This is a genomic window from Kitasatospora sp. NPDC056731 (assembly GCF_040687675.1).
In the GTDB taxonomy this organism is placed as follows: domain Bacteria; phylum Actinomycetota; class Actinomycetes; order Streptomycetales; family Streptomycetaceae; genus Kitasatospora.
Map to the genome: position 1 here is coordinate 74,420 of NZ_JBFBNR010000032.1, position 26,662 is coordinate 101,081.

The window sequence follows — 26,662 nt, forward strand, 5'->3', positions numbered from 1 at the left end:
TCTGACAATTCCGGGGCCGGCGGCGGCCGCTCAGCCCTTCTCCATGTAGGCCGCGCGGTCCTCGTCGAGCAGGCTCTCCAGCGCGGTGCGCAGCTCCGGGTGGGCGGCCAGCTCGCGGTCCTCGGCGACCAGCCGGGTGGCCTCCGTCCGGGCGGTGAGGATGACCTCCTCGTCCTCCAGCACCGAGAGCACCTTGAGCGAGGACTTCACCCCGGACTGCGCCTGGCCCAGCACGTCGCCCTCGCGGCGCTGTTCGAGGTCGATCCGGGACAGCTCGAAGCCGTCCAGGGTGCTGGCCACCGCGTCCAGCCGGGCCCGGGCGGCGCTGCCCGCGGGCATGTCGCTGACCAGCAGGCACAGGCCCGCGGCGCTGCCGCGGCCGACCCGGCCGCGCAGCTGGTGGAGCTGGGAGACGCCGAAGCGGTCGGCGTCCATGATGACCATCGCGGTCGAGTTGGGGACGTTGACGCCGACCTCGATGACGGTGGTGGCGACCAGCACGTCCACCTCGCCGGCCGTGAACCGGCGCATCACCTCGTCCTTGGCCTCCGGGGCCAGCCGGCCGTGCAGGATCTCCACCCGCAGGCCCTGCAACGGCCCCTCGACCAGCTTCCCGGCGGTCTCCACCACCGAGAGCGGGGGCCGCCGTTCGTCGCTCCCGGCACCGGCGTCGGCGACGTCCTCCAGGTCCTCCTCGGCCGCCTTCCGCTTCTTCTTCGGCTCGGCGGCGGGCTCCTCGTCCCCGATCCGGGGGCAGACCACGTACGCCTGGTGGCCCTTGGCGACCTCCTCGCGCACGCGCTCCCAGGCCCGGGTGAGGAAGTTGGGCTTCTCCAGCGCGGGGACGACGTGGGTGGAGATCGGCGAGCGGCCGGCCGGCAGCTGGTCGAGGACGGAGGTCTCCAAGTCCCCGAAGACGGTCATCGCGACGGTGCGCGGGATCGGGGTGGCGGTCATCACCAGCAGGTGCGGCGGCTGTTCGCCCTTGGCGCGCAGGGCGTCCCGCTGTTCGACGCCGAAGCGGTGCTGCTCGTCGACCACGACCAGGCCGAGGTCCTGGAACTGGACCTTGTCCTCGATCAGCGCGTGGGTGCCGATGGCGATGCCCGCGTCGCCGCAGGCCATGTCGAGCAGCGCCTGGCGGCGGGCCGGGACGCCCATGGAGCCGGTCAGCAGCACCACCCGGGTGCCGAGGTCGGAGCCGCCGAGCATGCCGCCCTCCGCCAGGTCGCCCATCATCTCGACGATCGAGCGGTGGTGCTGCTGGGCCAGCACCTCGGTGGGCGCGAGCAGCACCGCCTGGCCGTCCGCGTCGACCACGGCGAGCATGGCGCGCAGCGCGACCAGGGTCTTGCCGGAGCCGACCTCGCCCTGGAGCAGCCGGTGCATCGGGTGCTCGCTCGCGAGGTCGGCGGCGATCTCGGCGGACACCTTCTGCTGGCCCTCGGTGAGGGTGAACGGCAGCCGGGCGTCGAAGGCGTCCAGCAGGCCGCCCGCGCGGGCCCGGCGCGGGACGGCGGGCAGCGCGGACTCGGCGGCCCGGCGCTGGGCCAGGGCGACCTGGAGGACGAAGGCCTCGTCCCAGCGCAGCCGGCTCTGGGCGAGCTCGCGGTCGGCCTGGCCGCGTGGGCGGTGGATCAGCTCCAGCGCCTCGGGCAGCGGGATCAGCCCGTGCCGCTCGCGCAGTTCGGCGGGCAGCGGCTCGCCGACGTCGCCCAGGTGCTTGGTGAGGGCCGTCTCGATGCAGATCGACAGCTTCCAGCTGGGCATCTGCGCGCTGGCGCCGTAGACCGGGATGAGCCGGCCGGCGAACTGCCGGGCGGCGTCCGACCCGGCCTCCTCGTCGAGCAGCTGGTAGTCCGGCGAGACCAGCTGGCGGCTGCGGTTGAAGACGCCGACCTTGCCCGCGAACAGGCCCTGGGCGCCGGACTTGAGCTCCTTCTGCCGCCAGCCCTGGTTGAAGAAGACCAGCGAGAGCCGGCTGCGGCCGTCGGTGACGACGACCTCCAGCCGGTCGCCCTTGCGGCCGCGGAACGGGATCAGGGTGACCTTCTCGATCCGGGCCAGCACGGTGACGTGCTCGTCGATCTCCAGCTCGTCCAGGCTGGTGAGCTGGCCGCGTTCGACGTAGCGGCGCGGATAGTGGTGCAGCAGGTCCCCGACCGTGCGCAGCTTGAGGCTGTCGGCGAGCACCTTCGCGGTGCGGTCGCCGACGAGTTTGGTCAGTGGTTCATCGAGAGCGCCCATCAGGCCCCTGTCTACACCACGGGGCCGACATTCCGGGCCCCGCGGCGTGCCCTACTCCACCCCGATGAGCAGCGGCGCGGACTCCTGGCCGCCGTGGAAGACCACCGCGTCGACCTCGGGCCGCCGGTGCCGGGCGTGCGTCACCAGGCGGTCGGCGAGCGCCTCGTCGGCTCCCTCGCCGAGGACCAGGGTGACGAGTTCGCCGCCCGCGCCGAGCATCCGGTCCAGCACGCTCGCCCCGACCTCGGCCAGCCCGGTGCCGATCACCGCGACGTCGCCGTCGATCAGGCCGAGCACGTCCCCGGCCTGGCAGACCCCGGCCATCGTCCAGGACTCCCCCTCGGCCACGGCGAGTTCGGCGTACCGGGTGGCGCCGGCCGCGGAGGTCATGGCGACCACGTCCTCGTCGAAGCGGCGACCGCCCTCGTGCACCGCGAGCGCCGCCAGGCCCTGCACCGGCGAGCGGGTCGGCAGCACGGCGATCCGCACGCCCTCCTCGCGCAGCTGGTCGGCGGCGGCCCCGGCGGCGGCGCGCAGTTCGGGGTCGTTGAGCAGCAGGACGACCTCGCGGGCGGCCGAGCGGCGCACGGCGGCGGCGAGTTCGGCACTGGCCGGCGGGCGGTCCGGGTCGGCGTGCAGGGCGACGGCACCGGCCTGCTCGCACAGCTCGGCCAGCCCCCCGCCGGACACCACGCAGAGCACCGCGCGGGCCCGTTCCCGGCGTTCGCCGCGCTCGGCGGCGCTGCCGGCCCGGGCGGCGGCCTCGGCGAAGTGCGTGATCCGGATCTGGTGCGGCCGCCCGGCCTCGACCCCGGCCTCGACGGCGGCGCCCGCGTCGTCCACGTGGACGTGCACGTTCCACAGGCCGTCGCCGCCGCCGACCACCAGGGAGTCGCCGAGCGCGCCGAGCCGCTCGCGCAGCGCGGGCAGGGCCTCGTCGGGCGCGTCGAGCAGGTAGATCACCTCGAACGCGGGGTGGCCGGGGCCCGGCGGCCTCAGGTGCACCGCGCAGCTCTCGACCGCCCGGACGTCCCCGCGCAGTGCGACCGGGCCCATCGGCTGCTGCCCGGCGACGGCGTCGGCGAGCGCGCCGAGCACGGCGACCAGGCCGCGCCCGCCGGCGTCCACGACCCCGTTCTCGGCCAGCACGGCGAGCTGTTCGGGGGTGTGCCGCAGCGCGTCCCGGGCGGCCCGGTAGGCGGTGTCGGCGACCTGCGCGAGCCCGTCCCCGGCCCGGACGGCCTCCCGGGCGGCGACCCGGGCGACGGTCAGCAGGGTGCCCTCGACGGGCTCCGCGACGGCCTGGTAGGCGGAGTCGGCGGCCCGTTGCAGGGCGGCCCGCAGCTGGTCGGCGCCGCCGCCCTCGGCGAGCGTCTCGGCGGTGCCTCGCAGCCACTGGGCGAGGATCACCCCGGAGTTGCCGCGGGCGCCGATCAGCGCGCCGCGGGCCATCGCCCGTGCGGTGTCGGCCAGGCCGGGGGCCGGGTCGGCGGCGGGGTCGGCGAAGCGGCTCTCCACCTCGGCGGCGGCGGACTCGACGGTCAGGTAGAGGTTGGTGCCGGTGTCGCCGTCCGGGACGGGATAGACGTTGAGCGCGTCGATCTCCTCGCGGGCCTGGCCGAGCGCACGCAGGGCGAGCTGGCACCAGGTGCGCACGGCCGGGGCGTCGAGCGTGTGCAGCACCAGGTCTCCTCCGGGTGGGACGCCGCGACGGCCTGCGGGGCAGCAGCACGGCCAAGGCCGCGGCGAGGGGTGATACCGGCAGGTTATCGGGGGCCGGGGAGGGTCGCCCGGACCGGCGACCGGAGCGATCACCCTGCCGGACATGGTAGTTTCGTTGAACCGGAACAGGCGTTGTATGCTCTTCCGGTTGCCTGGAACAATCCAGGCTCACCCCTCGGTCCGGTCAGGTTCACGCGAGTGCTCCGCTGGTCCAGCGGGGTTGTCGAACGTAAATGATCTGAAGTCTTGGAGTGACTCCTGTGGCTGCCAACTGCGACGTCTGCGGCAAGGGGCCGGGCTTCGGCAACAGCATCTCCCACTCGCACCGCCGTACCCCCCGTCGTTGGAACCCCAACATTCAGACGGTGCGCGCTGTGATTGGGCGGACGCCGAAGCGGCTCAACGTCTGCACCTCGTGCATCAAGGCCGGTAAGGTCTCGCGCTGACGCGCAGACCGGCATGCCGGTCCTCCAGTGAAGCCGGTTCATCCTCGGATGAACCGGCTTCACTGTTTTTCCTGCCGCGCTTTCCGGCCGCCACTTTCCCGCCGCTGCTGTCCCACCGCACCCGTGTTTCCCGCCACACCCGTGGTGGTGGGCGGGCCCGGGGGCCCGCCCACCGGCCGGGTCAGCGCCAGCGCCAGGCGTGGTCGACCGGGCCGATCCCGGCGCCGAGCGCGAAGCCACCGGCGATCGCGCCGGTGATGTACGCCTTGGCCGAGCCGACCGCCTCCGGCAGCGACTCGCCCTTGGCCAGCCCGGCCGCGATCGCGCTGGCCAGGGTGCAACCGGTGCCGTGGGTGTGCCGGTTGTCGTAGCGCGGCGCCCGGTACCAGTGCACCTCGCCGGGCCCGCCGTAGAGCAGGTCCGCGGCCTCGCCCTCCAGGTGGCCGCCCTTGACCAGCGCCCAGCGCGGCCCGAGGTCGAGCAACGCCTTGGCGGCGTCCAGCATCTGCCCCTCGCCTTCGACGGTCCGGCCGGTGAGCTGGGTCACTTCGTGCAGGTTGGGGGTGGCCAGGGTGGCGACCGGCAGCAGCCGCTCGCGGACGGTGGCGACGGCCTCGGCGGCCAGCAGGGCGTCCCCGTGCTTGGAGACGCCGACCGGGTCGACGACCACCGGGGCGTCCACCCCGGCCAGCAGTTCGGAGACGGTCTCGACCAGTTCGATCGAGGCGAGCATGCCGGTCTTCACGGCCTGCACCCCGATGTCGTCGACCACACTGCGGAACTGCGCCCGGACGGCCTCGGCGGGCAGCTCCCAGTAGCCCTGGACGCCGAGCGAGTTCTGCGCGGTGACGGCGGTGATCACGCTCATGCCGTGGACGCCGAGGGCGAGCATCGCCTTGAGGTCGGCCTGGATGCCGGCGCCACCGCCGGAGTCGGAGCCGGCGACGGTGAGCACGCGGGGAGGGGCAGTCGAAACCATGAGGTCAACCTACCTGCGCACGTTCAGAGCACGGCCTCGGACTCCACCCAGCGGTCCTCCGGCACCGTCTTCAGCCGGGTCACCGCGTCGGCGATCGGCACCAGCTCGATCCCGGTCCGGCGCAGCGCGGTGAAGTGGCCGAACGCGCCCTGGTGGACGGCCTCGACGGCGTGCCAGCCGAAGCGGGTGGCGAGCACGCGGTCCCGGGCGGTCGGGGTGCCTCCGCGCTGGGTGTGCCCGAGGATGACCGGGCGGGCCTCCTTGCCGAGCAGGTTCTCCAGTTCGTGGGCGAGCCGGTTGCCGATCCCGCCGAAGGTCCGGTGGCCGTACTGGTCGACCTCGCCGTGGTCGAAGCGCATGGTGCCGGGCATCGGGGCGGCGCCCTCCGCGACGGCGATGATGGCGAACTTCTTGCCGCGGTCGAAGCGGTCGTCGACCATCCGGGCCACCGCCTCGATGTCGAAGGGCTTCTCCGGGATGAGGATGCCGTGCGCGCCGCCGGCCATGCCCGCGGTGAGGGTGATCCAGCCGGTGTGACGACCCATCAACTCGACGACCATGACGCGCTGGTGGGATTCCGCGGTGGTCTTGAGCCGGTCGATCGCCTCGGTCGCGACGTGCACCGCGGTGTCGAAGCCGAAGGTGGCGTCGGTGGCGTTGATGTCGTTGTCGATGGTCTTGGGCACCCCGACGACCGGCAGTCCGGCGTCGCTGAACAGCCTGGCGGCGGTCAGCGTGCCCTCGCCGCCGATCGCGATGAGCGCGTCGATGCCGATGTCCCGGGCCAGCGTCTTCGCGTTCTCCACCGCCCAGGAGATCCGCTCGCGCTGCACCCGGGCGGAGCCCAGGACGGTGCCTCCGAGGGTGAGCAGGCCGGTGACGTCGTCGTGCGAGACCGGCCGGGTGCGGCCTTCGATCAGGCCGAGGAAGCCGTCCAGGATGCCGACGATCTCGTCGCCGTGCACGTCCGTGCCCCGGTGCACGACGGAACGGATCACCGCGTTGAGGCCGGGGCAGTCGCCGCCGCTGGTCAGTACACCGATACGCATGACTGGGTGCGCTCCCGCTCGCAGTGGTTCAGACCACCCACACCAGACGGCGGGCGGGCTCGGTTGTCGCCAGCCTACGCAAAACGGACCCGCGAAGCCCGTGCGCCGCGAGTGCGGGGGTCACGCGCCGCCCGCCGCGCGCCGGTGTCCGGGGGTCACCCGCCGTGTGCCGTACGACAATCGGCGCGGCCGCCCGTCACTCGGCGAAGTGGTCCCAGCCGCCGACCCGGTCCCAGGGCGCGCCGTCCACCGTCACCCGGCCGCTGCGGCTACCCCGGGGGCGGCCGGTCACCTCGCCCACCACCCGCCAGCGGGCCGGGAGTTGGACCCCGCGCGGGAAGGTCGCCACGATCGCGTGGTCCTCGCCGCCGGACAGCACCCAGACCAACGGGTCCACCCCGACCGCCTGTCCGATGTCGGCCATCTGCGCCGGGACGTCGAAGTCGGCGGCCTTCAGGTCGATGTCCACCGCGCTGGCCCGGGCCACGTGGCCGAGGTCGGCGACCAGTCCGTCGCTCACGTCGATCATCGAGGTCGCGCCCAACTCGGCGCCGGCCGGGCCCGCGTGGTACGGCGGCTCGGGCCGACGGTGCGCCTCGACGAAGGCGCGGGGGGAGCGGAAGCCGCGTTGCAGCACGGTGAGTCCGGCGGCCGACCAGCCGAGCCAGCCGGTCACCGCGACCACGTCGCCGACCTGCGCACCGGCGCGCGTCACCGGCGCGCGCCCCTGGAGGTCGCCGAGCGCCGTGATGGCCAGCGTGACGGTGTCGCCGCGCACCACGTCGCCGCCGACCACCGTCGCCCCGGCCACCTGGCACTCGTCGCGCAGCCCGTCCATCAGCTCGGTGGCCCAGGTGGTGGGCAGGTCGGCGGGGGCGACCAGGCCGAGCAGTATCGCGGTGGGCACCGCTCCCATGGCGGCCACGTCGGCGAGGTTCTGGGCGGCGGCCTTGCGGCCCACGTCGTAGGCGGTGGACCAGTCCCGGCGGAAGTGCCGGTTCTCGATCAGGACGTCCGTGGTGGCCACCACCCGGCCGTCCGGGGCCTTCACCACCGCGGCGTCGTCACCGGGGCCGAGGTCGACCGCGTCGGTGAGCGGCACCCGGGCGGTCAGCTCCCTGATGAGACCGAACTCGCCGAGCTCGCCCACGGTCCCCTGCATCTGCCGTCCTCTCGCATGTCCATACTGAACTCGTCCCCGTCGCGCCCCCGCGCGCAGCGTACGCCCTTCCGGGGTGTCGGGGTCTCCCCTCCCCGGCCCACCGCGCGGTAGCGTGGTGATCAGACTGCCGGTGAGCCCGTTCCCACCCCGACGACCGTCCGGGCGCTCACGGCGGCGATCCCCGTAACCGGCCGCCGGAGGTCCCCGTGGTACAGGCATACATCCTGATCCAGACCGAGGTCGGCAAGGCCACCGCCGTGGCCCAGTCGATCTCCGAGATTCCCGGCGTCCTCCAGGCCGAGGACGTCACCGGCCCGTACGACGTCATCGTCCGGGCCGAGGCCGACACCGTGGACGACCTGGGCCGCCTGGTGGTGGCCAAGGTCCAGCAGGTGGAGGGCATCACCCGCACCCTCACCTGTCCGGTGGTGCACCTGTAAGGCCCGGCTACCATCGGCGGGTGGCCAGAGAACTCCGAATCCCCCGGGCACTGACGGCACTGCCGGCGCCCGTCCGCTGGCTGGCCCTGCCGCTCGCCCTGACCTGCACGGTCGTCGTGCTGCTCGGCAGTTGGGGCTCCGCCGACGAATCGGTGGCGGCCCCCCGGCCGGGCGGCAAGGCGGCCGAGTACTGCCGCGCGCTGGCCGCGGCCCTGCCGCAGGAGCTGCTCGGCCACGCCCGCAAGGACCCGTCGCCCGCCTCTCCGTACGTGGCCGCGTGGGCCAGCTCGCCCCGCACGGTGCTGCGTTGCGGCATCGACCGTCCGGAGGAACTGGACGGCGAGCACGCCAAGGACTGGTCGCCGACCGTGGACGACGTCACCTGGTGGTCGCAGAAGCTCACCGACGGCGGCTACCGCTTCGTGACGACCATGCGCGCCGCCTACGTCGAGGTGACCGTCCCGGCCGGGGCCGCGGCCAACCCCTTCGACCCGGCCGCCGCCCTCACCGGCGCGGTGAAGGCCACCGTCCCGGGCTGACCCCGCGAGGGCGCCGAGAGGGCGGGCCGGGAGCTTCCCGGCCCGCCCTCCGTCGTTCGCGTGCGGCTACCGCAGGCCGGTCGAGCGGCGCAGCGCCGCCTGGAGCAGCCGGTCGATCAGCTCCGGGTAGGACAGCCCGGTGGCCTCCCACATCTTCGGGTAGGCCGAGATCGGGGTGAAGCCGGGCATGGTGTTGATCTCGTTGACCATCCAGGTGCCGTCCTCCAGCAGGAAGAAGTCCACCCGGGCCAGGCCCTCGCAGCCGAGCGCGTCGAACGCGGCCACCGCCTGGCGGCGGATCTCGGCGGTCTGCCCGTCGTCGAGCTTCGCCGGGATCTGCACCTCGGACGAGTCGATGTACTTGGCCTCGAAGTCGTAGAAGTCGAAGCCGTCGCCGACCAGCACCTCGGCCGGGAGGCTGGCCTTCGGGCCGTCCTCGGTCTCCAGCACGCCGCACTCGATCTCGCGGCCGCTCACGCCGGCCTCGATGATCAGCTTGGGGTCGTGCCGGCGGGCCTCCTCGATCGCGGCGTCGAGGTCGGCGAGGTCCTTGACCTTGGTGATGCCCATGCTGGAACCGGCCCGGCAGGGCTTCACGAACAGCGGCAGGCCGAGTTCGGCGGCCCGCTCGCGCACCGCGGCGCGGCCGGCCTCGCTCTCCCAGTCGCGCGGCCGCACGATGGTGTACCGGCCGACGCCCAGGCCGTGCGAGGCCAGGATCCGCTTGGTGAACTCCTTGTCCATGCCGACCGCGCTGGAGAGCACGCCGTTGCCGACGTAGGGCACGCCGGACAGCTCCAGCAGGCCTTGCAGGGTGCCGTCCTCGCCCCAGGGGCCGTGCAGCAGCGGGAACACCACGTCGACCTCGCCGAGGGCCTTGGGGGTGCTTCCCGGCTCGCTCAGGACGACCTCCCGGTCGCCCGGGGCGATCGGCAGCGCGACCTGCCCGTCCACGGATTCGGCGACGCCCGTGACGTCCGGCATCCGGCCGTCGGTGATGGCCATCCGGGCGGGCTCGTCGCTGACCAGCGCCCAGCGGCCCTCGGGGGTGATCCCGATCGGGAGCACCTCGTACTTCTCGCGGTCGATCGCCTTGAGCACGCTGCCGGCGGTGACCACCGAGACGCCGTGCTCGGAGCTGCGTCCGCCGAAGACCAGCGCGACGCGCGGCTTCGCAGCGGACGGGTTCGGGGAGGACTGTTCGATGCTCATATCGGGTTTGAGACTACCGTGCGAAGGGTTTCCGGGGCGTCAGCCGCCCCCGGCCACCGCCCCGGACCACCGCCGCGCCGTCAGCGCCGCTCAGCGCCGCTCGGCCTTCGCCGAACGGGACATCAGGGCCTGGAGCGCCTCCTGGGTGGGCCGCCCGTTGTGCACGACGTCCACCACCGCCTCGACGATCGGCATGTCGACGCCGTTGCGCCGGGCCAGGTCGAGCACCGACTCGCAGGACTTGACGCCCTCCGCGGTCTGCCGGGTCGCCGCGATGGTCTCCGCGAGCGACATGCCCCGGCCCAGGTTCATGCCGAAGGTGTTGTTGCGCGACAGCGGCGAGGAGCAGGTGGCGACCAGGTCGCCCATCCCGGCGAGCCCGGCGAAGGTGTGCGGGTCGGCGCCGAGCACCTCGCCGAGCCGGGTGGTCTCGGCCAGCCCGCGGGTGATCAGCGTCGCCTTGGTGTTGTCGCCGAGCCCCATGCCGGCCGCCATGCCGACCGCCAGGCCGATCACGTTCTTGACCGCGCCGCCGAGCTCACAGCCCAGCACGTCGGTGTTGGTGTACGGGCGGAAGTACGGCGTGTGGCAGGCCGCCTGGAGCCGCTTGGCGACCGCCTCGTCCGCGCAGGCGACGACGCTGGCGGCGGGCTGCCGGTTGGCGATCTCCCGGGCCAGGTTGGGCCCGCTGACCACTGCGACGCGCTCCGGGCCGACCTTGGTGACCTCGTCGATCACCTCGCTCATCCGCTTGGCGGTGCCGAGTTCGATGCCCTTCATCAGGCTCACCAGCACGGTCTGCGGCTCGATCAGCGGCGTCCAGGCGGCCAGGTTGTCGCGCAGCGTCTGCGAGGGCACCACCAGGACGGCGAAGTCGGCGCCGGCCAGCGCCTCGGCGGCGTCGGTGGTGGCCCGGACGGAGCCCGGCAGCGGCACGCCCGGCAGGTAGTCCGGGTTCTCGTGCGTGGTGTTGATGGCGTCGACGAGTTCCTGGCGGCGGGCCCACAGGACGACGTCACTGCCCGCGTCGGCCAGCACCATCGCGAAGGCGGTGCCCCAGGAGCCCGTCCCCATCACTGCGCAGCGGGTCACCGGCCGCCCTCCTCGTCGTCGTTTCCGCCCTTGGCGCGCCGGCGTTCGGCGGCGGCCGCGGCGGCGCGGTTCCGGGCGGCCTTGCGCATGTCGTAGCGCTCGGCCGGCGGCTCCTCGCCGCGGACGTCGGCCAGCACGGCGGTGATCGCCGTCATGATGTCCTCGGTGGCGTCGCCCAGCACCTGGGCGGTGAGCTCCTGGCCCCGGTACTTGCTCAGGTCCACCGCGGGCCCCGCCGCCACGGTGACCCGGTGGCGCGGGAAGAGGTTGAACTTGCCCTTCCCGAAGCCCGGCCGGCCGTACGGCGGGATGATCTCGTGCGCTCCCCAGTGCGCGACCGGGATGACCGGCGCGCCGGTCATCAGCGCGACCCGGGCGACGCCGCTCTTGCCGGTCATCGGCCACAGGTCCGGGTCCCGGGTGAGCGTGCCCTCCGGGTAGAACTGCACGCACTGGCCGCCGTTGACGGCGTCGATAGCGGCCCGGAAAGCCTGCGCGGCATCGGTGGACTCGCGGAAGACCGGAATCTGGCCGGTCTTGCGCAGCATGAATCCGATGAAGGGAATCGAGAACAGCGAGGACTTGCCGAGAATGCGCGGCGGACGGCCGCTGTTGTACTGCCAGTGCGCGTAGATCACCGGGTCGATGATCGAATTGTGGTTCACCGCGGCGATGAAGCCGCCTTCCTTCGGAAGGTGCTCCCAGCCCCGCCAGTCGGGCTTCACCAGCGCGGTCGTCACCGGCTTCACCAGCACGGCCGCGAAGCGGTACCAGATGCCGTAGTCGGCGTTGCCGAACTTGGCGTTCGAGCGGCGGGCCACCCCAGGTCCTCCTCATCCGAGCGGCACGTGGGGTGCCGCGGTCATAACCTCCCGGTGTCGCGCACCGGTACGGGACCGGTGCCCGGATCACGGGTGCGGAACAGTCTCGCCCGGCTGCTCACCGGCTGTCGAGCGACCGCACCAACCCGCCCGGCAGGCGTGATCAAACGCACGTCCGCACAGATCGGACGGCCTGGCGAGGGCTCCGGGACCGGCGTCACAATGACGCCGATGACCCAGGACACCGTACGCCCCAACGGGCCCGTCGCGCCCCCCGCACCCACCACCGACTGGTCGCTGGTGCTGCCGCTCAAGCCGCTCGCCCTCGCGAAGAGCCGACTGGCCCCGTACGCCGGGCCGCACCGGGCGGACCTCGCGCTGTCCTTCGCGCTCGACACCGCCACCGCCGCGCTGGCCACCCCGGGCGTCGCCCGGGTCCTGGTGGTCACCCGGGACGCGGCGGCCGGCGCCCGGCTGGCGGCGCTGGGCGCGGTGGTGGTCGCCGACGAACCCGGCGAGGGCCTCAACGAGGCACTGGTGCACGGCGCGGCGGCCGCACTGGCACTCGCCCCGCGCTCGCCGCTGGCCGCCCTCTCGGCGGACCTGCCGGCCCTGCGCCCGGTCGAACTGGCCCGGGTGCTGGGCGCGGTGCCACCGGACGGCCGGGCCTTCCTGCCGGACTCCCCCGGCCTGGGCACCACGCTGCTCGCCTGCACCCCCGGCCGCCCGCTCTCGCCCGCCTTCGGGGACGGCTCGCGGGCCCGGCACGCGGCCGGCGGAGCACTCGAACTGCGCCTGGCGGACGTGGAGTCGGTACGCCGGGACGTCGACACCGGCGCGGACCTCGGCGAGGCCGCGGCGCTCGGCCTCGGCCCGTACACCAGCGCCCTGTTCGCCCGGCTGGCACGGGCCTGACCGCCGCCCCGCGGGACGCCGCCCGGCCGGTCGGGGCCGCTCGCTATGCTGCTGCCATGCAGGCCACCGCGTTCACCTTCGACCCCGCCACCCGGGCCGGCTCCGTGCTGCTCGACGACGGGACCCCGGTGCCGTTCGACGCGGCCGCCTTCGACGCCGGCGGTCTGCGGCTGCTGCGGCCGGGCCAGCGGGTGCGGATCCGCACCGAGGGCGCCGGCGAGGCCCGCCGGGTGGTCTTCGTGACGCTGCAGACCTTCCCCGACCCCGCCGCGGGCTGACCGTCCTCCGCTGACCGTCCCCCCGCTGCTCCGCCCCCGCCGTCCGGCACGCCCGCCTTCGCGTTCGTGCCTGGTCACCGTCGGTCGGAGAATCCTGACTAAGCGCCCGGAAATCGAAAGAGCCGCGGCGACCCGGTCTCCGCAATTCACGGAGGGGGGGTGCCGCGGCTCTCTGCCGAAGGCCGTCCGAGGACCGCTGCGCGGGACTACTTGGCAGAGGTCTTGCGCGCGGTGGTCTTGCGGGTGGCGGTCTTCTTCGCCGGAGCCGTCTTCTTGGCCGTCGCGGTCGCCTTCTTGGCGGTCGCGGTGGTCTTCTTGGCGGCGGCGGTGGTGGTCGCCTTCTTGGCGGCGGCGGCCGTCTTCTTGGTCGCGGTCGCGGTGGTCTTCTTCGCGGCGGCGGTGGTGGTCGCCTTCTTGGCGGCGGCGGCCGTCTTCTTGGTCGCGGTCGCGGTGGTCTTCTTGGCCGCGGCCGTGGTGGTCGCCTTCTTGGCGGCGGCCTTCTTGGCCGGAGCAGCGGCGGCGGCGGCCGTGGCGGCACGCTTGGTCGCGGCGCGCTTGGCGGCCGGGGTCGCGGCGACGCCGCTCTTGCCCGGGGTGAGGGAGCCCTTGGGGGCCTTCTTCACCGAGGGGCCTTCCTTCGGCAGCTTCTTGCTGCCGCTGACCAGGTCCTTGAAGCCCTGGCCGGGACGGAAGCGGGGCACCGAGGTCTTCTTGACCTTGACCTTCTCGCCGGTCTGCGGGTTGCGGGCGAAGCGCGCGGAGCGCTCCACCTTCTCGAAGGTGCCGAAACCAGTGACCGAAACCCGGTCACCGGCCACAACGGCACGGACCATGGTGTCGAGCACTGCGTCGACGGCCTCTGCGGCAGCCTTGCGACCGCCCAGCTGCTCGGCCACCGCTTCGACAAGCTGAGCCTTGTTCACGTCTTCCCCTTCGGAAACGGGCGCCGGATGATTCCATCCGTTCTTTTCGCACGTTAGGTATGTATCTGCGGACTTTCAATTACCAAACGCGCGAATCACCCTAGTGTCGCAATGGATTTGCGCGTCGGCGACCTCAGGCGACGGGCGGGCGCCCCTCGTCGAGGTCATGTACAAAGCGACTCAACCGCCTTGCCGCCTCCGGAAGATCGCGCTTGGCGGTCTCGGTGACGATGAGGAGTTGACGGGAGAGAGCGGTCTTTGCATCGGCAGACACGTTCAGCGCATGCACGCGGGCGTGAGCTTGCTTCAACCGCTCGGCCACAAGCGCGTAGAGCGCTGCGACTTCCTGGTCGTCCGGCCCCTCAGCTGGTGCGGAGGCGACGTCCGGCCGATCGTCAATTCGGCGTTCGGATCCCCGGCCCACGGACTCCGGAGCCGCGGGTTCGCCGCCCGCGTACGGAGGTTCATGGTGCCGGTGCATGTACTGATTGTGCCATCTACCCGCAGTTGTACTTGCGCGGGGCCCTCTCCGGCAAAGCCAAATGGGCAATCCGGGGTGGGCCGCGGCGCTAACTCGTGCTCCGGAACGGCGGATGGCCCGCCCCCCCGAAGGGGAGGCGGGCCATCCGGTGGATCGCCAGAATGCTTGTTCTGAGGGGATCTCAGGCAACCGGCAGAGTACGGGGCTTGAAGGCCGGACGGGTCGCTTCGAAGGTCGCGATGTCGGCCTCGTTCCGCAGGGTGATGCTGATGTCGTCCAGCCCGTTGAGCAGCCGCCACCGGACGTTGTCGTCCAGTTCGAAAGACGCGGTGACGCCCTCGGCCCGGACTTCGCGGGCTTCCAGATCAACGGTGATCTCGGCCGAAGGGTTACTCTCGGTGAGCGCCCAGAGCCGTTCCACGGTCTCTTGCGGCAGGACGACCGTCAGCAGTCCGTTCTTCAGGGAATTCCCACGGAAGATGTCCGCGAAGCGCGACGAGATGACCGCGTGGAAGCCGTAGTTCTGCAGCGCCCAGACGGCGTGCTCGCGGGAGGAGCCGGTGCCGAACTCCGGGCCGGCCACCAGGACCGTGGCACCCTGCCGCTCGGGCCGGTTGAGGATGAACGACTCGTCCTTGCGCCAGGCCTCGAAAAGGCCGCCCTCGAAACCGGAACGGGTGACCTTCTTGAGCCAGTGGGCCGGGATGATCTGGTCGGTGTCCACGTTCGAGCGCCGCAGCGGAACGGCCCGGCCGGTGTGGGTGGTGAACTTCTCCATGGTTCTCAGGCCTCCACAGCCACGTTGGTGTCCGCCAGGTCGGAGGGCAGATCGGACGGTGCGGCCAGACGGCCCAGGACGGCGGTCGCGGCGGCGACCTGCGGGGACACCAGGTGGGTCCGGCCGCCCTTGCCCTGCCGGCCCTCGAAGTTGCGGTTCGAGGTGGAGGCGCAGCGCTCGCCGGGGGCGAGCTGGTCGGGGTTCATGCCCAGGCACATCGAGCAGCCCGCGTGGCGCCACTCGGCGCCGGCCGCGGTGAACACCTTGTCCAGGCCCTCCTCCACGGCTTGCAGGGCGACCCGGACGGAGCCGGGGACGACCAGCATCCGTACGCCGTCGGCGATCCGGCGGCCCTCCACGACGGCGGCGGCGGCGCGCAGGTCCTCGATCCGGCCGTTGGTGCAGGAGCCGACGAAGACGGCGTCGACGGTGACCTCGCGCAGCGGGGTGCCAGCCTCCAGCCCCATGTAGGCGAGGGCGTTCTCGGCGGCCGCGCGCTCCTGCGGGTCGGTGAAGGAGGCCGGGTCCGGCACGTCGGAGCCCAGCGGGGCGCCCTGGCCGGGGTTGGTGCCCCAGGTGACGAACGGGGTCAGCGCGGCCGCGTCGATGAAGATCTCGTGGTCGAAGACCGCGTCCTCGTCGGTGCCCAGGGTCGACCAGTACGCGACGGCGGCGTCCCAGTCCTCGCCCTGCGGGGCGTGCGGACGGCCCTTGAGGTAGTCGAAGGTGGTCTCGTCCGGGGCGATCATGCCCGCCCGGGCGCCGGCCTCGATGGACATGTTGCAGATGGTCATCCGGGCCTCCATGGACAGGCCCCGGATCGCCGAACCGCGGTACTCCAGGACGTAGCCCTGGCCGCCGCCGGTGCCGATCTTGGCGATCACGGCCAGGATCAGGTCCTTGGCGGTGACGCCCTCGGGCAGTTCGCCCTCGACCGTGACGGCCATGGTCCGGAAGGGCGCCAGCGGCAGCGTCTGGGTGGCCAGCACGTGCTCGACCTGGCTGGTGCCGATGCCGAACGCCAGTGCGCCGAAGGCGCCGTGGGTCGAGGTGTGGGAGTCGCCGCAGACCACGGTCATGCCGGGCTGGGTCAGGCCCAGCTGCGGGCCGACCACGTGCACGACGCCCTGCTCGATGTCGCCGAGCGAGTGGATCCGGACGCCGAACTCGGCGGCGTTGCGGCGCAGCGTCTCCAACTGCACCTTGGACACCGGGTCGGCGATCGGCTTGTCGATGTCCACGGTGGGGGTGTTGTGGTCCTCGGTGGCGATCGTCAGATCGGTGCGGCGGACCGTCCGGCCGGCCAGCCGCAGCCCGTCGAAGGCCTGCGGGCTGGTCACCTCGTGGAGCAGGTGGAGGTCGATGAAGAGCAGGTCGGGCTCTCCCTCCGCGCGCCGCACGACGTGGTCGTCCCAGACCTTCTCTGCGAGTGTCCGTCCCATCGGATTCCCTCCAGCCGGCCGCGTTGCCGGCCTTCTCGTGTCGTCGAGGTCGGAGCTCCCGCCGCCCTGTGGCGGGCGCGTTCGCGCGACCTGCACGCCGGATCGCTGTCCACGATGCGGACACTCTGGTGAGGTCGCATCCTGGATGTCTCCCGGGCTGCTGCATCCAGGGTGGCGCTTTTCCCGGAAGATTGAACTTGCGTCTCGCGGAATGAGACTGCAGTCTTAGCGCATGGACAACTCTAGCGGCGTCGGCGTTCTCGACAAGGCCGCTCTGGTGCTGAGCGCACTGGAGTCGGGCCCCGCCACGTTGGCGGGGCTGGTCGCCGCCACCGGCCTGGCGCGCCCCACGGCCCACCGGCTCGCCGTCGCACTCGAACACCACCGTCTGGTCACCAGGGACATGCAGGGGCGATTCATCCTCGGCCCCCGTCTCTCCGAACTCTCCGCCGCGGCGGGCGAGGACCGGCTGCTCGCCACCGCGGGCCCGGTCCTGACCCACCTGCGCGACGTCACCGGCGAGAGCGCACAGCTCTACCGCCGCCAGGGCGAGATGCGGATCTGCGTAGCCGCCGCCGAGCGGCTCTCCGGCCTGCGGGACACCGTCCCGGTCGGCAGCACCCTGCCGATGAAGGCCGGCTCGGCCGCCCAGGTCCTGCTGGCCTGGGAGGAGCCCGAGCGGCTCCACCGCGGCCTCCAGGGCGCCCGTTTCACCGCCACCGCGCTCAGCGGCGTCCGCCGGCGCGGCTGGGCCCAGTCGATCGGCGAGCGCGAGCCGGGCGTCGCGTCCGTCTCCGCTCCCGTGCGCGGCCCCTCCAACCGCGTGGTGGCCTCCGTCTCCGTCTCCGGCCCGATCGAGCGGCTGACCCGTCACCCGGGCCGCCTGCACGCCCAGGCCATCATCGAGGCCGCGAACCGGCTCACCGAGGCCCTCCGCCGCGGCTGACCGCCGCCATCCGGAAAGGGCCCCGCGCAGCACCACCGCGCGGGGCCCTTCGGAATGCTCGGGGAAATACAAAAAAAGACCCCGGAAACCGGGGCCTTGAATTTCTGGCTGGGGTACCAGGACTCGAACCTAGACTAAATGAACCAGAATCACTCGTGCTGCCAATTACACCATACCCCAACGCAAAGCAAGGGCCGATGGGATAACCCACCGGCTTCATGCTCTGAAGTACCCCCGACCGGATTCGAACCGGCGCTACTGCCGTGAGAGGGCAGCGTGCTAGGCCGCTACACAACGGGGGCTTCCTGGCGATCCCTTGCGGGATCAGTACCCCCGACCGGATTCGAACCGGCGCTACTGCCGTGAGAGGGCAGCGTGCTAGGCCGCTACACAACGGGGGCTTTCCAGGTGATCCCTTGCGGGATCAGTACCCCCGACCGGATTCGAACCGGCGCTACTGCCGTGAGAGGGCAGCGTGCTAGGCCGCTACACAACGGGGGCTTGTTCTTCACTTGTACTGCTGGACTTGCGTACTGCGCTGGGGTACCAGGACTCGAACCTAGACTAAATGAACCAGAATCACTCGTGCTGCCAATTACACCATACCCCACCAGAGTTGAACCCCTGTCGGGTCCTTCTCAGGCGTTGCGCCTCTCGTTCGGGGCCGGGCGGAGGGTTTCGCTCCCTCGTCCGTTCCCTCCCGGGCGGCGCAGAAAGAACATTACCCGACGCCGGCCCCGGCTCCAAAATCGATAACCCCAGGCAGCGGCCGGGCGACCTGGCGGTGACGTCCCGGCGGTGACGTCCGGGCAGGCTGCGGGCCCGGCACGAGGCCGGGCCCGCAGCCTGCTCAGCGGCCCGCTCAGGCGGCCGGCAGGGCCTCCAGGGCGGAGTTCAGCCGGCGCAGCGTCTCGGGGCGCCCGAGCAGCTCCATCGACTCGAACAGCGGCGGCGAGACCCGGCGGCCGGTGACGGCGACCCGCAGCGGCGTGAACGCGAACTTGGGCTTGATGCCCAGCCCGTCCACCAGCGCCTCGCGCAGCGCGGCCTGGATCGGCTCCGGGCTGAAGTCCGCGAGCGCCTCCAGCGCCTTGACGCTGGCCTCCAGCACCGGGCGGGCGTCGGCGGTCAGCGCCTTGGCAGCGTCGTCCGGGTCGACGGTGAAGTCGGCCGGGTCGACGAACAGGAAGCCGGCCATGTTCACGATCTCGCTCAGCACGACCATCCGCTCCTGGGTGAGCGGCGCGATCTTCGCGAGCAGGTCCAGCTGCTCGGCGGTCGGCTCGGCCGGCAGCAGGCCCGGGGCCTGCAGGTACGGCACCAGGCGGCGGACGAAGTCCTCCGGGGCCAGCTTGCGGACGTGCTCGGCGTTGATCGCCTCGCACTTCTTCAGGTCGAAGCGGGCCGGGTTGGCGTTCACCTTGGCGATGTCGAAGGCGGCGACCATCTCGTCGATGCCGAACAGGTCGCGGTCGTCGGCCAGCGACCAGCCCAGCAGGGACAGGTAGTTGAGCAGGCCCTCGGGGATGAAGCCGCGCTCGCGGTACAGGTTGAGCGAGGCCTGCGGGTCACGCTTGGAGAGCTTCTTGTTGCCCTCGCCCATCACGTACGGCAGGTGGCCGAAGCGCGGGGTGGTGCCGTCGCCGACGCCGATCTCGGCGAGCGCGGCGTACAGGGCGATCTGCCGCGGGGTGGAGGAGAGCAGGTCCTCGCCGCGCAGCACGTGGGTGATGCCCATCAGGGCGTCGTCCACCGGGTTGACCAGGGTGTACAGCGGGGCGCCGTTGGCCCGGACGATGCCGTAGTCCGGCACGTTCTCCGGCTCGAAGGTGAGCGTGCCGCGCACCAGGTCGTCGAAGCTGAGGGTGCGGTCGGGCATCCGGAAGCGCAGGATCGGCTCGCGCTTCTCCAGCTTGTAGACGGCGACCTGCTCGTCCGTCAGCTCGCGGCAGTGGCCGTCGTAGCCGGAGGGCTTGCCGGCCGCGCGGGCGGCCTCGCGGCGGGCGTCCAGCTCCTCGGTGCTGCAGTAGCAGTGGTAGGCGTGGCCGGCCTCGTGCAGGCGGCGGGCGACGTCGGCGTAGATGTCCATCCGCTGGGACTGGCGGTACGGCTCGTGCGGGCCGCCGACCTCCGGGCCCTCGTCCCAGTCGAAGCCGAGCCAGCGCATCGCGTCGAGCAGCTGGTCGTACGATTCCTCGGAGTCGCGGGCCGAGTCGGTGTCCTCGATCCGGAAGACCAGCGTGCCGCCGTTGTGGCGGGCGTAGGCCCAGTTGAAGAGGGCCGTGCGGACCAGGCCCACGTGCGGGTTCCCGGTCGGGGACGGACAGAAACGAACCCGGACGGCCGGGTTGCCCGCGGCGGAGCCGCTGAGCTTTTCACTAGCCACGCTTGATCACCTTGTTGGTGAGAGTGCCGATGCCTTCGATGGAGACGGCGACCTCGTCGCCGACGTTGAGCGGGCCCACCCCTGCGGGCGTGCCGGTGAGGATGACGTCGCCGGGCAGCAGCGTCATGGCCTCGGAGATGTGGACGATCAGCTCGGCGACCGAGCGGACCATCTGGGAGGTGCGGCCGGCCTGCCGGAGCTCGCCGTTGACCGTGCAGGTGACGGCGAGGTCGGCCGGGTCCAGGTCGGTCTCGATCCACGGGCCCAGCGGGCAGGAGGTGTCGAAGCCCTTGGCCCGGGCCCACTGGCCCTCGCGCTTCTGCACGTCCCGGGCGGTGACGTCGTTGGCGCAGGTGTAGCCGAGGATCACCTCGGGCACCCGGTCCAGCGGCACCTCGCGGCACATCCGGCCGATCACCACGGCGAGTTCGGCCTCGTGCTGGACGTCCGAGGAGAACGGCGGGTACGCGATGTTCTCGGTCGGGCCGATCACCGAGGTGGACGGCTTGAAGAAGGTGAGCGGCACGTCCGGGACGTCGTTGCCCAGTTCGGCGGCGTGCGCCGCGAAGTTGCGGCCGACCGCCACGATCTTGTTGGGGAGCATCGGGCTGAGCAGCCGGACGTCCTGGAAGCGGTAACTCTCGCCGGTCGGCTGGGGCTGGCCGAACGGGTGGCCGGCCAGCGCGTGGACGACCAGCGAGTCGGGCTGGGAAGGGTCGCCCTCCACCACGCCGAAGGAGACGCTGCCGGCGGCAGGGCTCCCTTCCCGGACGGAAAACCTGGCAATGCGCACGGCTGGGATACCCCTCGCTTCGTCGACCGCCCGGGGCGCGCCCGGGCGCTGGTGGGCGCCTCGCCCACGGTGGGCGCGGCCCCGTCAATCGTCGTCCAGGCTATCGCGTGGGGCCCCGGCTGACCGCTTTGCCCTGTTCAGCGCGGTCGGGCCGCGAGCCCCGGCAACCGCCCGGGAACGCCGCAGGGCGCCGCGGCCGCCCTCGGTGGCTCGGCCGCGACGCCCTGTCGGAGCGGGGTCGGGTCAGTCCTGCACGACGACGGGCGCCGGGGCGACCATCAGCTGGGTGCGGCGCGGGTTGGCGGTGCTGGCCGGCAGTTCGGTGCCGTAGGTGACGGCGTCCTCGGGCTTGCGGGCGCCCGGGATCGTGCTGAAGTCCGCGACCGAGGCCAGCGTCGTCCGGCGCGGGTTCGCCGTGGAGCGGCAGGGCAGCGTGGACTTGGTGGCGGCCTTCTTCGCCTGGGACATCGAGAGCACCTCGTGGTCGCGGCCGGTCGGATCGCGGCGGATCGTCACCGGCCTGATTGATTCCGAATGATTCGGAGGGGTTCTGGGCAGGCTGATCGGGGCCGTGCTCCGGAGACAGCCAGGTTACGAGATCTCATTCCACAGGGACCGTGACCAAAGCTACACATTAGACTGTGATTTTGATCACAAATTCATGAGCGAATTGCAGATATCCGACATATCGCCGCAACGGTATTTTCCGGCATATCTCCGATAACGGTCATTCCGGAAGGTCTGTGACTCTTTTCGATCTCGGGCCGGGTTGGCATGTATCCGGCGAGTGTCCGAAAAATGCGGTATTCCGGTCCTGTTACGGCACAGTCAGTGAAGTCACGCACGCGTTCGGTAGCGCCGCGCGGCGTGTCCTGGCGGCCCTTGTTGGGATTCCCCGGCTGTGCTGGAATGCCACGGACCGTGGGTAGGGAGAAGTCCACCCCGGCGACGCGCTCACCCGGACCAGCCGGGGAGCGGAAGGAAACTCGACACCGTCCGGTCCGCGGCGACGCGGCGGGACGCCCGGTCCAGAGGTTGCGACGCCAGTGCAGGGACGTTTCAAAAGGGGTAGCGGCGCCGCGGGTAACCCGGAGTCGCACGAGCCCGTGGCAGCCCCCCAGCAGGCGGCGGCTCCCGGCGGCCCGGCCGAGCCGGTGGTCCCCGAGGCCCCCGGCCACCCGGAGGACGACGGCCAGGAACGGAAGTCCGCCCGGGACAAGCTCCGGACCACCCTGACCCGGCGGCGGGCCACCGGTCTGAGCCGGCTCGCGATGCGCAACTGGCGCATCCGGACCCGACTGATCGCCCTGCTCGCCCTGCCCGTCCTGGTCTCCCTGGTCCTCGGTGGCCTGCGGATCCAGGCCTCGATGCAGAACTCGCAGCAGCTCTCCCAGATGGCCAACCTGTCCGACCTGGCCAAGAAGGCGACCAACCTCGCGGACGCCCTGCAGACCGAGCGCGACATCAGCGCCGGCTACATCACCGCGCGCCCCAACGACCCGCTCGACGACGACATCGTCACCGCCCGCAGGGCCACCGACGACCTGAGCCGCACCTTCACCGCGTCCTCGGACAAGTTCGAGAACCTCGAACTCTCGGGCGGGAAGGCGCTGCTGTTCCAGATCCGCAGGGACCTGAACTCGATCTCGGACGCGCGCAACACGCCGTACCAGAACAACCAGAACATCCAGTCGACGATCACCGCCTACGACGTGATCATCCGCGACCTGCTGGCCATCACCCAGGACATCGCGCTCGCGTCGAACAACACGGACCTGCTCGTCGCGACCCGCTCGCTGCAGCAGTTCTCGCTGGCCAAGAACGCCACCTCGCAGCAGCGCGCCCTGATCGGCGCCGCACTCGCCAACCCCAAGGGCCCCGACCTCAGCCCCAGCGACGAGTCCTTCGGCATCCGCCTGCGCACCTCGTACGACAACTCGCTCACCAGCTTCAACAACATCTACACCGCGCACGACCTGGACAACCTGCGCGGCCAGCTCAGCTACAACTCGGTGATCGCCGACGCCGACCGGTACGCGCGCTCGATCCTCCAGCCGAGCGGTATCCACCAGACCGACCCGGTGACCTACAAGGACTGGTACGAGAAGGCCAGCGCCAAGATCACCGCCGAGCGCCGGATCGAGTCCAAGCTCATCGAGGACCTCGACGGCAAGGCCCAGGACCTCCAGTCCCAGGCCGACACCGAGGCCATCATCATCGGTGCCGCCATCGCCCTGGTGCTGCTCGTCGCCCTCGGTGGCGCCGGTCTGATCGCCCGCTCGATGGTGCGCTCGCTGACCCGGCTGCAGGCCGCGGCCGAGGACGTCGCCGAGCGCCGCCTGCCCGAGCTGGTCAAGACCCTCTCCGAGAGCGACCCGCACGACGTCGACACGACGGTCGAACCGGTGGCCGTCGACTCCACCGACGAGATCGGCCACGTGGCGCACGCCTTCGACATGGTGCACAGCGAGGCCGTCCGCCTCGCCGCCGAGCAGGCCCTCCTGCGCGGCAACATCAACGCGATGTTCACCAACCTCTCGCGCCGCAGCCAGGGCCTCATCCAGCGCCAGCTGTCGCTCATCTCCGAACTGGAGAGCCGCGAGGCCGACCCGGACCAGCTGGCCAACCTCTTCAAGCTGGACCACCTCGCCACCCGCATGCGCCGCAACGGCGAGAACCTCCTCGTCCTCGCCGGTGAGGACCCTGGCCGCCGCTGGACCAGGCCCGTCCCGCTGGTCGACGTGCTCCGCGCCGCCGCCTCCGAGGTGGAGCAGTACGAGCGCATCGAACTCGCCGCCGTGCCGTCGGCCGAGGTCGCCGGCCGCGTCGTCAACGACCTCGTCCACCTGCTCGCCGAGCTGCTGGAGAACGCCACCTCGTTCTCCAGCCCGCAGACCCGCGTCCGGGTCACCGGCCACGCGCTGCCCGACGGCCGCGTCCTGGTCGAGATCCACGACACCGGCATCGGCCTGAGCCCCGACGACCTCGCCGAGATCAACGAGCGCCTCGCCAACCCGCCGACGGTGGACGTCTCGGTCTCCCGTCGCATGGGCCTCTTCGTGGTCGGCCGCCTGTCCCTGCGACACGGCATCCGCATCCAGCTGCGCCCCAGCGACTCCGGCGGCACCACCGCGCTGGTCATGCTCCCGGTCGACGTCACCAACTCCGCCGACCGCCGCGGCCCCGCCCGGCCCGGCCCCGCCCAGGCCAAGCAGCAGCGCGGGGTCGCCCCGACGCCGCGCCAGCAGCGCCAGGTGCCGCCCGGCCAGGGCGGCCCGGCCGCGCTCGGCCAGGGCCCGGCCGGCGGTGCCCCGCAGGGCGGCCGCCCGCAGCTCGGCCAGGGCGGCCCGACCGGCCCGACCGGCCCCGGTGCTCCGACCGGACCGAACGCTCCGGGTGCTCCGGGTGCTCCGGGTGCTCCGGGTGCTCCGGCCGGACCGGGTGCGCCTGCCGCGCCCGGCGGCCGGGCCGGCGGCCTGCCGACCCGCCAGGTCGGCAAGTCGCTGCGCGAGAACCCCGTCCAGCCGGGCCAGCCGGGCCCGGGCCAGCAGCCCCAGGGGCCCCAGGGACCGGGCCGGCAGGCCCCGCAGCCCCAGCCCCAGGGCCAGAAGCCGACCCAGCAGTCCCCGCAGTCCCCGCAGCCCCAGCAGTCCCCGCAGGGCGGCCTGCCGCAGCGCGGCCCGAACCGGCCGGGCCCGGCGCAGGGCGGCCCCGGCGGCCTGCCCCGCCGCGGCCAGCAGCAGCCCGCCCAGGGCCACCCCGGTCAGCAGCAGCCCGCCCAGGGCCGCCCTGGCCAGGAACGGCCGCGCCCGGGTGGCGAGTTCGACGGCGGTCCGGGCCCCCGGACCGGCGAGCAGCCGCAGCACGGCCGGCCGGGCCGGCCGGGCGGCGCTCCGCAGCAGCAGGGCGCCCGCCCGGGCAACCGCCCGCAGGAGGGCCTGCCGCAGCGTCGGCCGGCCCCGCAGGGCCAGGGCGGCCCCGGTCAGGGCGGCCCGCAGGGCCAGCCCGGTCCGCAGGGCCAGCGCCGCCCGCAGCGCCCCGGCCCGGACGCGCCGCAGCGCGACCGCCAGCCGCAGCTGCCGCCGCAGCAGCAGGCCCAGCCGCTGCCGTCGGCCGAGCCGGCGCCGATGGAGAGCACCCAGCAGTTCGCCCGGCCGCGCTTCGAGGCCAGCCAGATCGACCCGCGTGACCCGCTGGGCCTCGGCCTGGTGGAGCCGGTGCTGCCGAACCCGGCGCGTCCGGAGCCGGTCCGTCAGGAGCAGGCCCGGCCCGAGCCGGTGCGCCAGGAGCAGGCCCGGCCGGAGCCGATGGCGCTGCCGACCGGCCCGTCCGGGGGTGCGGCCGAGCAGCCGTGGTACCCGCAGGAGGGCGGGCAGGAGGCGCGGCCGCGGACGTACCAGCCGCGCCGGCCCGGCACCTCGGCGCCGGAGTTCCAGCCGTCCGACCCGCAGCGCCGACAGGGCCGGCCGGCCCAGGCCCAGCAGCCCCAGGCCCCGCAGCAGGCCGCGCAGCCCGCGCAGGCCCAGGCCCCGCAGCCCCAGGCCCCTCAGCAGGGCCAGCAGCCGCAGGGCCAGCAACCGCAGCCCGGCACCGGGGACGCCCCCTGGCGCCCGTCCGCGAACGACGAGCGCTGGCGCCGCGCCGAGCAGGTCCGCGAGCCCTCGACCAGCGGCGTCACGATGTCCGGTCTCCCCCGGCGGACCCCGCAGGCCAACCTGGTCTCAGGCACCGCCGAGGCCTCGCCGCTGACCGGTCCGCAGGTCTCCCGGGCCCCCGAAGAGGTCCGCGGCCGGCTGACCAACCTGCGCCGCGGCATCCAGCAGGGCCGCCGGGCCGGGGCCGAACAGGCCAACCAGCCGGGCTCCCAGCATGGTGCCCAGCAGCCCGGATTCGATAGTTTCGGGGGCCGGACCGACGGCAACGGCGCAGATCACCAGGAGCGTTGAGTTGAATCAGATGAGCCAGGCCGCACAGAACCTGAACTGGCTGATCACCAATTTCGTGGACAACACCCCCGGGGTGTCCCACACCGTGGTGGTCTCCGCCGACGGCCTCCTGCTGTGCATGTCCGAGGGCTTCCCCCGCGACCGCGCCGACCAGCTCGCAGCCGTCGCCTCAGGCCTCACCTCCCTCACCTCCGGCGCCAGCCGGATCTTCGAAGGAGGCGAGGTCAACCAGACCGTCGTCGAGATGGAACGAGGCTTCCTCTTCCTCATGGCCGTCAGCGACGGCTCCGCCCTCGCCGTACTCGCCTCCCCCGACTCCGACATCGGCCTCGTCGGCTACGAGATGGCCCTCCTCGTCGACCGCGCCGGCGCCGTCCTCACCCCCGCACTCCGCGCGGAACTCCAGGGCAGTCTCCTGCACTGACCGGAGTCCGAGCGGGATCCGTCCACCGTCCCACCTCCCCCGCCGGGTCCGACCCGACCGGCCCCGGCGTCTCACCCTCAGCTACCCTCAGGCAGCTGATCCCGCCTCAGCTGGCACCGCCCCAGCTGGAACCGGCTGCCCAAGGCTGCAGCACAAGGAGGACCCATGACCCCGCCCTCGACACCCGCCGGCTCGTACGGCAACGGGTACGGCAGCGGCTACGGCGGGCAGCAGTCCGACGGCTACGAGCAGCAGCCGCTGGTCCGCCCGTACGCGATGACCGGTGGCCGCACCCGGCCCCGGTACCAGCTCGCCATCGAGGCCCTGATCTCGACCACCGGCAACGCCGAACGGACCGGCGGCCTGCTGCCCGAGCACGCCCGGATCGTGAACCTCTGCCGTGAGGTCAAGTCCATCGCGGAGATCTCCGCACTGGCCGGCGTCCCGCTCGGTGTGGCCCGCATCCTCGTGGCCGACCTGGCCGAGGCCGGCCTCGTCGCCATCCACCAGCCCGCCGCCGCGGGCGAGTCGGGCGGAACGCCCGATGTCACGCTGCTCGAAAGGGTCCTCAGTGGACTTCGCAAGCTCTAACGCGGCCGCCCCCACCCGCGCCACCACCTCCGCGAAGATCGTCGTCGCGG

At 72.6% G+C, this 26,662-nt stretch carries 24 protein-coding genes and 5 tRNA genes; 9 read left to right on the plus strand and 20 right to left on the minus strand.

Annotated features, from left to right (window positions below; translation table 11 throughout):
- Positions 1-30: 30 nt before the first annotated feature.
- On the minus strand, positions 31-2,247 hold the full coding sequence (gene recG, locus AB0R04_RS27840) for an ATP-dependent DNA helicase RecG (RefSeq protein ID WP_363375946.1): 2,217 nt from the start codon (positions 2,245-2,247) through the stop codon (positions 31-33).
- Positions 2,248-2,298: 51 nt separating this feature from the next.
- On the minus strand, positions 2,299-3,930 hold the full coding sequence (locus AB0R04_RS27845; RefSeq protein WP_363375948.1) for a DAK2 domain-containing protein: 1,632 nt from the start codon (positions 3,928-3,930) through the stop codon (positions 2,299-2,301).
- A 299-nt stretch (positions 3,931-4,229) separates the two neighbouring features.
- Between AB0R04_RS27845 and rpmB the strand changes: the two genes are divergently transcribed.
- The gene (gene rpmB, locus AB0R04_RS27850) at positions 4,230-4,415 is read left to right on the plus strand and encodes a 50S ribosomal protein L28 (RefSeq protein ID WP_014138233.1); all 186 of its coding nucleotides are present in this window, start codon (positions 4,230-4,232) and stop codon (positions 4,413-4,415) included.
- Between the two features lie 181 nt (positions 4,416-4,596).
- On the opposite strand, the gene thiD is transcribed toward rpmB, so the two are convergent.
- From thiD to AB0R04_RS27865, 3 genes are all read right to left on the minus strand, one after another.
- Complete coding sequence (thiD, locus tag AB0R04_RS27855) at positions 4,597-5,394, minus strand: bifunctional hydroxymethylpyrimidine kinase/phosphomethylpyrimidine kinase (protein ID WP_063347702.1); 798 nt, start codon at positions 5,392-5,394, stop codon at positions 4,597-4,599.
- A 23-nt stretch (positions 5,395-5,417) separates the two neighbouring features.
- Positions 5,418-6,443, minus strand: coding sequence for a 6-phosphofructokinase (locus tag AB0R04_RS27860; protein WP_063347703.1), 1,026 nt, complete (start codon positions 6,441-6,443; stop codon positions 5,418-5,420).
- A 196-nt stretch (positions 6,444-6,639) separates the two neighbouring features.
- The gene (locus AB0R04_RS27865) at positions 6,640-7,605 is read right to left on the minus strand and encodes a thiamine-phosphate kinase (RefSeq protein ID WP_063347704.1); all 966 of its coding nucleotides are present in this window, start codon (positions 7,603-7,605) and stop codon (positions 6,640-6,642) included.
- 206 nt (positions 7,606-7,811) lie between these two features.
- Between AB0R04_RS27865 and AB0R04_RS27870 the strand changes: the two genes are divergently transcribed.
- Positions 7,812-8,045 (plus strand): Lrp/AsnC ligand binding domain-containing protein, encoded by a 234-nt coding sequence (locus AB0R04_RS27870; protein WP_363375953.1) that lies wholly within the window; start codon positions 7,812-7,814, stop codon positions 8,043-8,045.
- 20 nt (positions 8,046-8,065) lie between these two features.
- Positions 8,066-8,584: a DUF3515 domain-containing protein gene (locus AB0R04_RS27875; RefSeq protein ID WP_363375955.1), complete on the plus strand. Its 519-nt coding sequence runs from the start codon at positions 8,066-8,068 to the stop codon at positions 8,582-8,584.
- A 66-nt stretch (positions 8,585-8,650) separates the two neighbouring features.
- Here the strand turns inward: AB0R04_RS27875 and AB0R04_RS27880 are convergent, their stop codons facing one another.
- The 3 genes from AB0R04_RS27880 to AB0R04_RS27890 all read right to left on the minus strand — a co-directional run bounded on the left by AB0R04_RS27880 (position 8,651) and on the right by AB0R04_RS27890 (position 11,709).
- Positions 8,651-9,796, minus strand: coding sequence for a D-alanine--D-alanine ligase family protein (locus AB0R04_RS27880; protein ID WP_363375958.1), 1,146 nt, complete (start codon positions 9,794-9,796; stop codon positions 8,651-8,653).
- A 90-nt stretch (positions 9,797-9,886) separates the two neighbouring features.
- The gene (locus AB0R04_RS27885; protein WP_079135606.1) at positions 9,887-10,870 is read right to left on the minus strand and encodes an NAD(P)H-dependent glycerol-3-phosphate dehydrogenase; all 984 of its coding nucleotides are present in this window, start codon (positions 10,868-10,870) and stop codon (positions 9,887-9,889) included.
- Positions 10,871-10,884: 14 nt separating this feature from the next.
- Positions 10,885-11,709, minus strand: a complete 825-nt coding sequence (locus tag AB0R04_RS27890; protein ID WP_363375960.1) for a lysophospholipid acyltransferase family protein — start codon at positions 11,707-11,709, stop codon at positions 10,885-10,887.
- A gap of 231 nt (positions 11,710-11,940) precedes the next feature.
- On the opposite strand from AB0R04_RS27890, the gene cofC reads away from it, so the two are divergent.
- Both cofC and AB0R04_RS27900 read left to right on the plus strand, forming a co-directional pair.
- Positions 11,941-12,624, plus strand: a complete 684-nt coding sequence (gene cofC / locus AB0R04_RS27895; protein ID WP_363375962.1) for a 2-phospho-L-lactate guanylyltransferase — start codon at positions 11,941-11,943, stop codon at positions 12,622-12,624.
- Between the two features lie 56 nt (positions 12,625-12,680).
- The gene (locus AB0R04_RS27900) at positions 12,681-12,902 is read left to right on the plus strand and encodes a hypothetical protein (RefSeq protein ID WP_063347710.1); all 222 of its coding nucleotides are present in this window, start codon (positions 12,681-12,683) and stop codon (positions 12,900-12,902) included.
- Positions 12,903-13,108: 206 nt separating this feature from the next.
- On the opposite strand, the gene AB0R04_RS27905 is transcribed toward AB0R04_RS27900, so the two are convergent.
- The 4 genes from AB0R04_RS27905 to leuC form a co-directional block, all read right to left on the minus strand.
- A complete protein-coding gene (locus tag AB0R04_RS27905) occupies positions 13,109-13,825 on the minus strand; it encodes an HU family DNA-binding protein (protein ID WP_063347711.1) in 717 nt (238 codons plus the stop codon).
- Positions 13,826-13,958: 133 nt separating this feature from the next.
- The gene (locus AB0R04_RS27910; RefSeq protein WP_079135607.1) at positions 13,959-14,147 is read right to left on the minus strand and encodes a hypothetical protein; all 189 of its coding nucleotides are present in this window, start codon (positions 14,145-14,147) and stop codon (positions 13,959-13,961) included.
- Positions 14,148-14,487: 340 nt separating this feature from the next.
- Positions 14,488-15,084 carry a 3-isopropylmalate dehydratase small subunit gene (leuD, locus tag AB0R04_RS27915; protein ID WP_063347712.1) on the minus strand — a complete coding sequence of 199 codons (597 nt, stop codon included), beginning with the start codon at positions 15,082-15,084 and terminating at the stop codon, positions 14,488-14,490.
- A 5-nt stretch (positions 15,085-15,089) separates the two neighbouring features.
- On the minus strand, positions 15,090-16,526 hold the full coding sequence (leuC, locus tag AB0R04_RS27920) for a 3-isopropylmalate dehydratase large subunit (protein ID WP_363375965.1): 1,437 nt from the start codon (positions 16,524-16,526) through the stop codon (positions 15,090-15,092).
- 232 nt (positions 16,527-16,758) lie between these two features.
- Between leuC and AB0R04_RS27925 the strand changes: the two genes are divergently transcribed.
- Positions 16,759-17,472, plus strand: coding sequence for an IclR family transcriptional regulator (locus AB0R04_RS27925; RefSeq protein WP_063347714.1), 714 nt, complete (start codon positions 16,759-16,761; stop codon positions 17,470-17,472).
- A gap of 105 nt (positions 17,473-17,577) precedes the next feature.
- On the opposite strand, the gene AB0R04_RS27930 is transcribed toward AB0R04_RS27925, so the two are convergent.
- From AB0R04_RS27930 to AB0R04_RS27965, 8 genes are all read right to left on the minus strand, one after another.
- Positions 17,578-17,652: transfer RNA gene (locus AB0R04_RS27930), tRNA-Gln, on the minus strand.
- Positions 17,653-17,701: 49 nt separating this feature from the next.
- A tRNA-Glu gene (locus AB0R04_RS27935) sits at positions 17,702-17,774 on the minus strand.
- 26 nt (positions 17,775-17,800) lie between these two features.
- Positions 17,801-17,873, minus strand: a tRNA-Glu gene (locus tag AB0R04_RS27940).
- Positions 17,874-17,900: 27 nt separating this feature from the next.
- Positions 17,901-17,973, minus strand: a tRNA-Glu gene (locus AB0R04_RS27945).
- Positions 17,974-18,010: 37 nt separating this feature from the next.
- A tRNA-Gln gene (locus AB0R04_RS27950) sits at positions 18,011-18,082 on the minus strand.
- A gap of 252 nt (positions 18,083-18,334) precedes the next feature.
- Positions 18,335-19,858 (minus strand): glutamate--tRNA ligase, encoded by a 1,524-nt coding sequence (gene gltX / locus AB0R04_RS27955; RefSeq protein WP_363375967.1) that lies wholly within the window; start codon positions 19,856-19,858, stop codon positions 18,335-18,337.
- A complete protein-coding gene (locus tag AB0R04_RS27960; RefSeq protein ID WP_063347716.1) occupies positions 19,851-20,651 on the minus strand; it encodes a fumarylacetoacetate hydrolase family protein in 801 nt (266 codons plus the stop codon). Before AB0R04_RS27960 ends, gltX begins: the two co-directional genes overlap by 8 nt.
- A gap of 243 nt (positions 20,652-20,894) precedes the next feature.
- Positions 20,895-21,167 carry a hypothetical protein gene (locus AB0R04_RS27965; RefSeq protein ID WP_347878533.1) on the minus strand — a complete coding sequence of 91 codons (273 nt, stop codon included), beginning with the start codon at positions 21,165-21,167 and terminating at the stop codon, positions 20,895-20,897.
- A 590-nt stretch (positions 21,168-21,757) separates the two neighbouring features.
- Here AB0R04_RS27965 and AB0R04_RS27970 point away from each other — a divergent pair.
- From AB0R04_RS27970 to AB0R04_RS27980, 3 genes are all read left to right on the plus strand, one after another.
- The gene (locus tag AB0R04_RS27970) at positions 21,758-25,597 is read left to right on the plus strand and encodes a nitrate- and nitrite sensing domain-containing protein (RefSeq protein ID WP_363375970.1); all 3,840 of its coding nucleotides are present in this window, start codon (positions 21,758-21,760) and stop codon (positions 25,595-25,597) included.
- Positions 25,598-25,607: 10 nt separating this feature from the next.
- Positions 25,608-26,021, plus strand: coding sequence for a roadblock/LC7 domain-containing protein (locus AB0R04_RS27975; RefSeq protein ID WP_030057391.1), 414 nt, complete (start codon positions 25,608-25,610; stop codon positions 26,019-26,021).
- A 165-nt stretch (positions 26,022-26,186) separates the two neighbouring features.
- Positions 26,187-26,612 carry a DUF742 domain-containing protein gene (locus AB0R04_RS27980; protein ID WP_063347718.1) on the plus strand — a complete coding sequence of 142 codons (426 nt, stop codon included), beginning with the start codon at positions 26,187-26,189 and terminating at the stop codon, positions 26,610-26,612.
- Positions 26,613-26,662 lie beyond the last annotated feature (50 nt).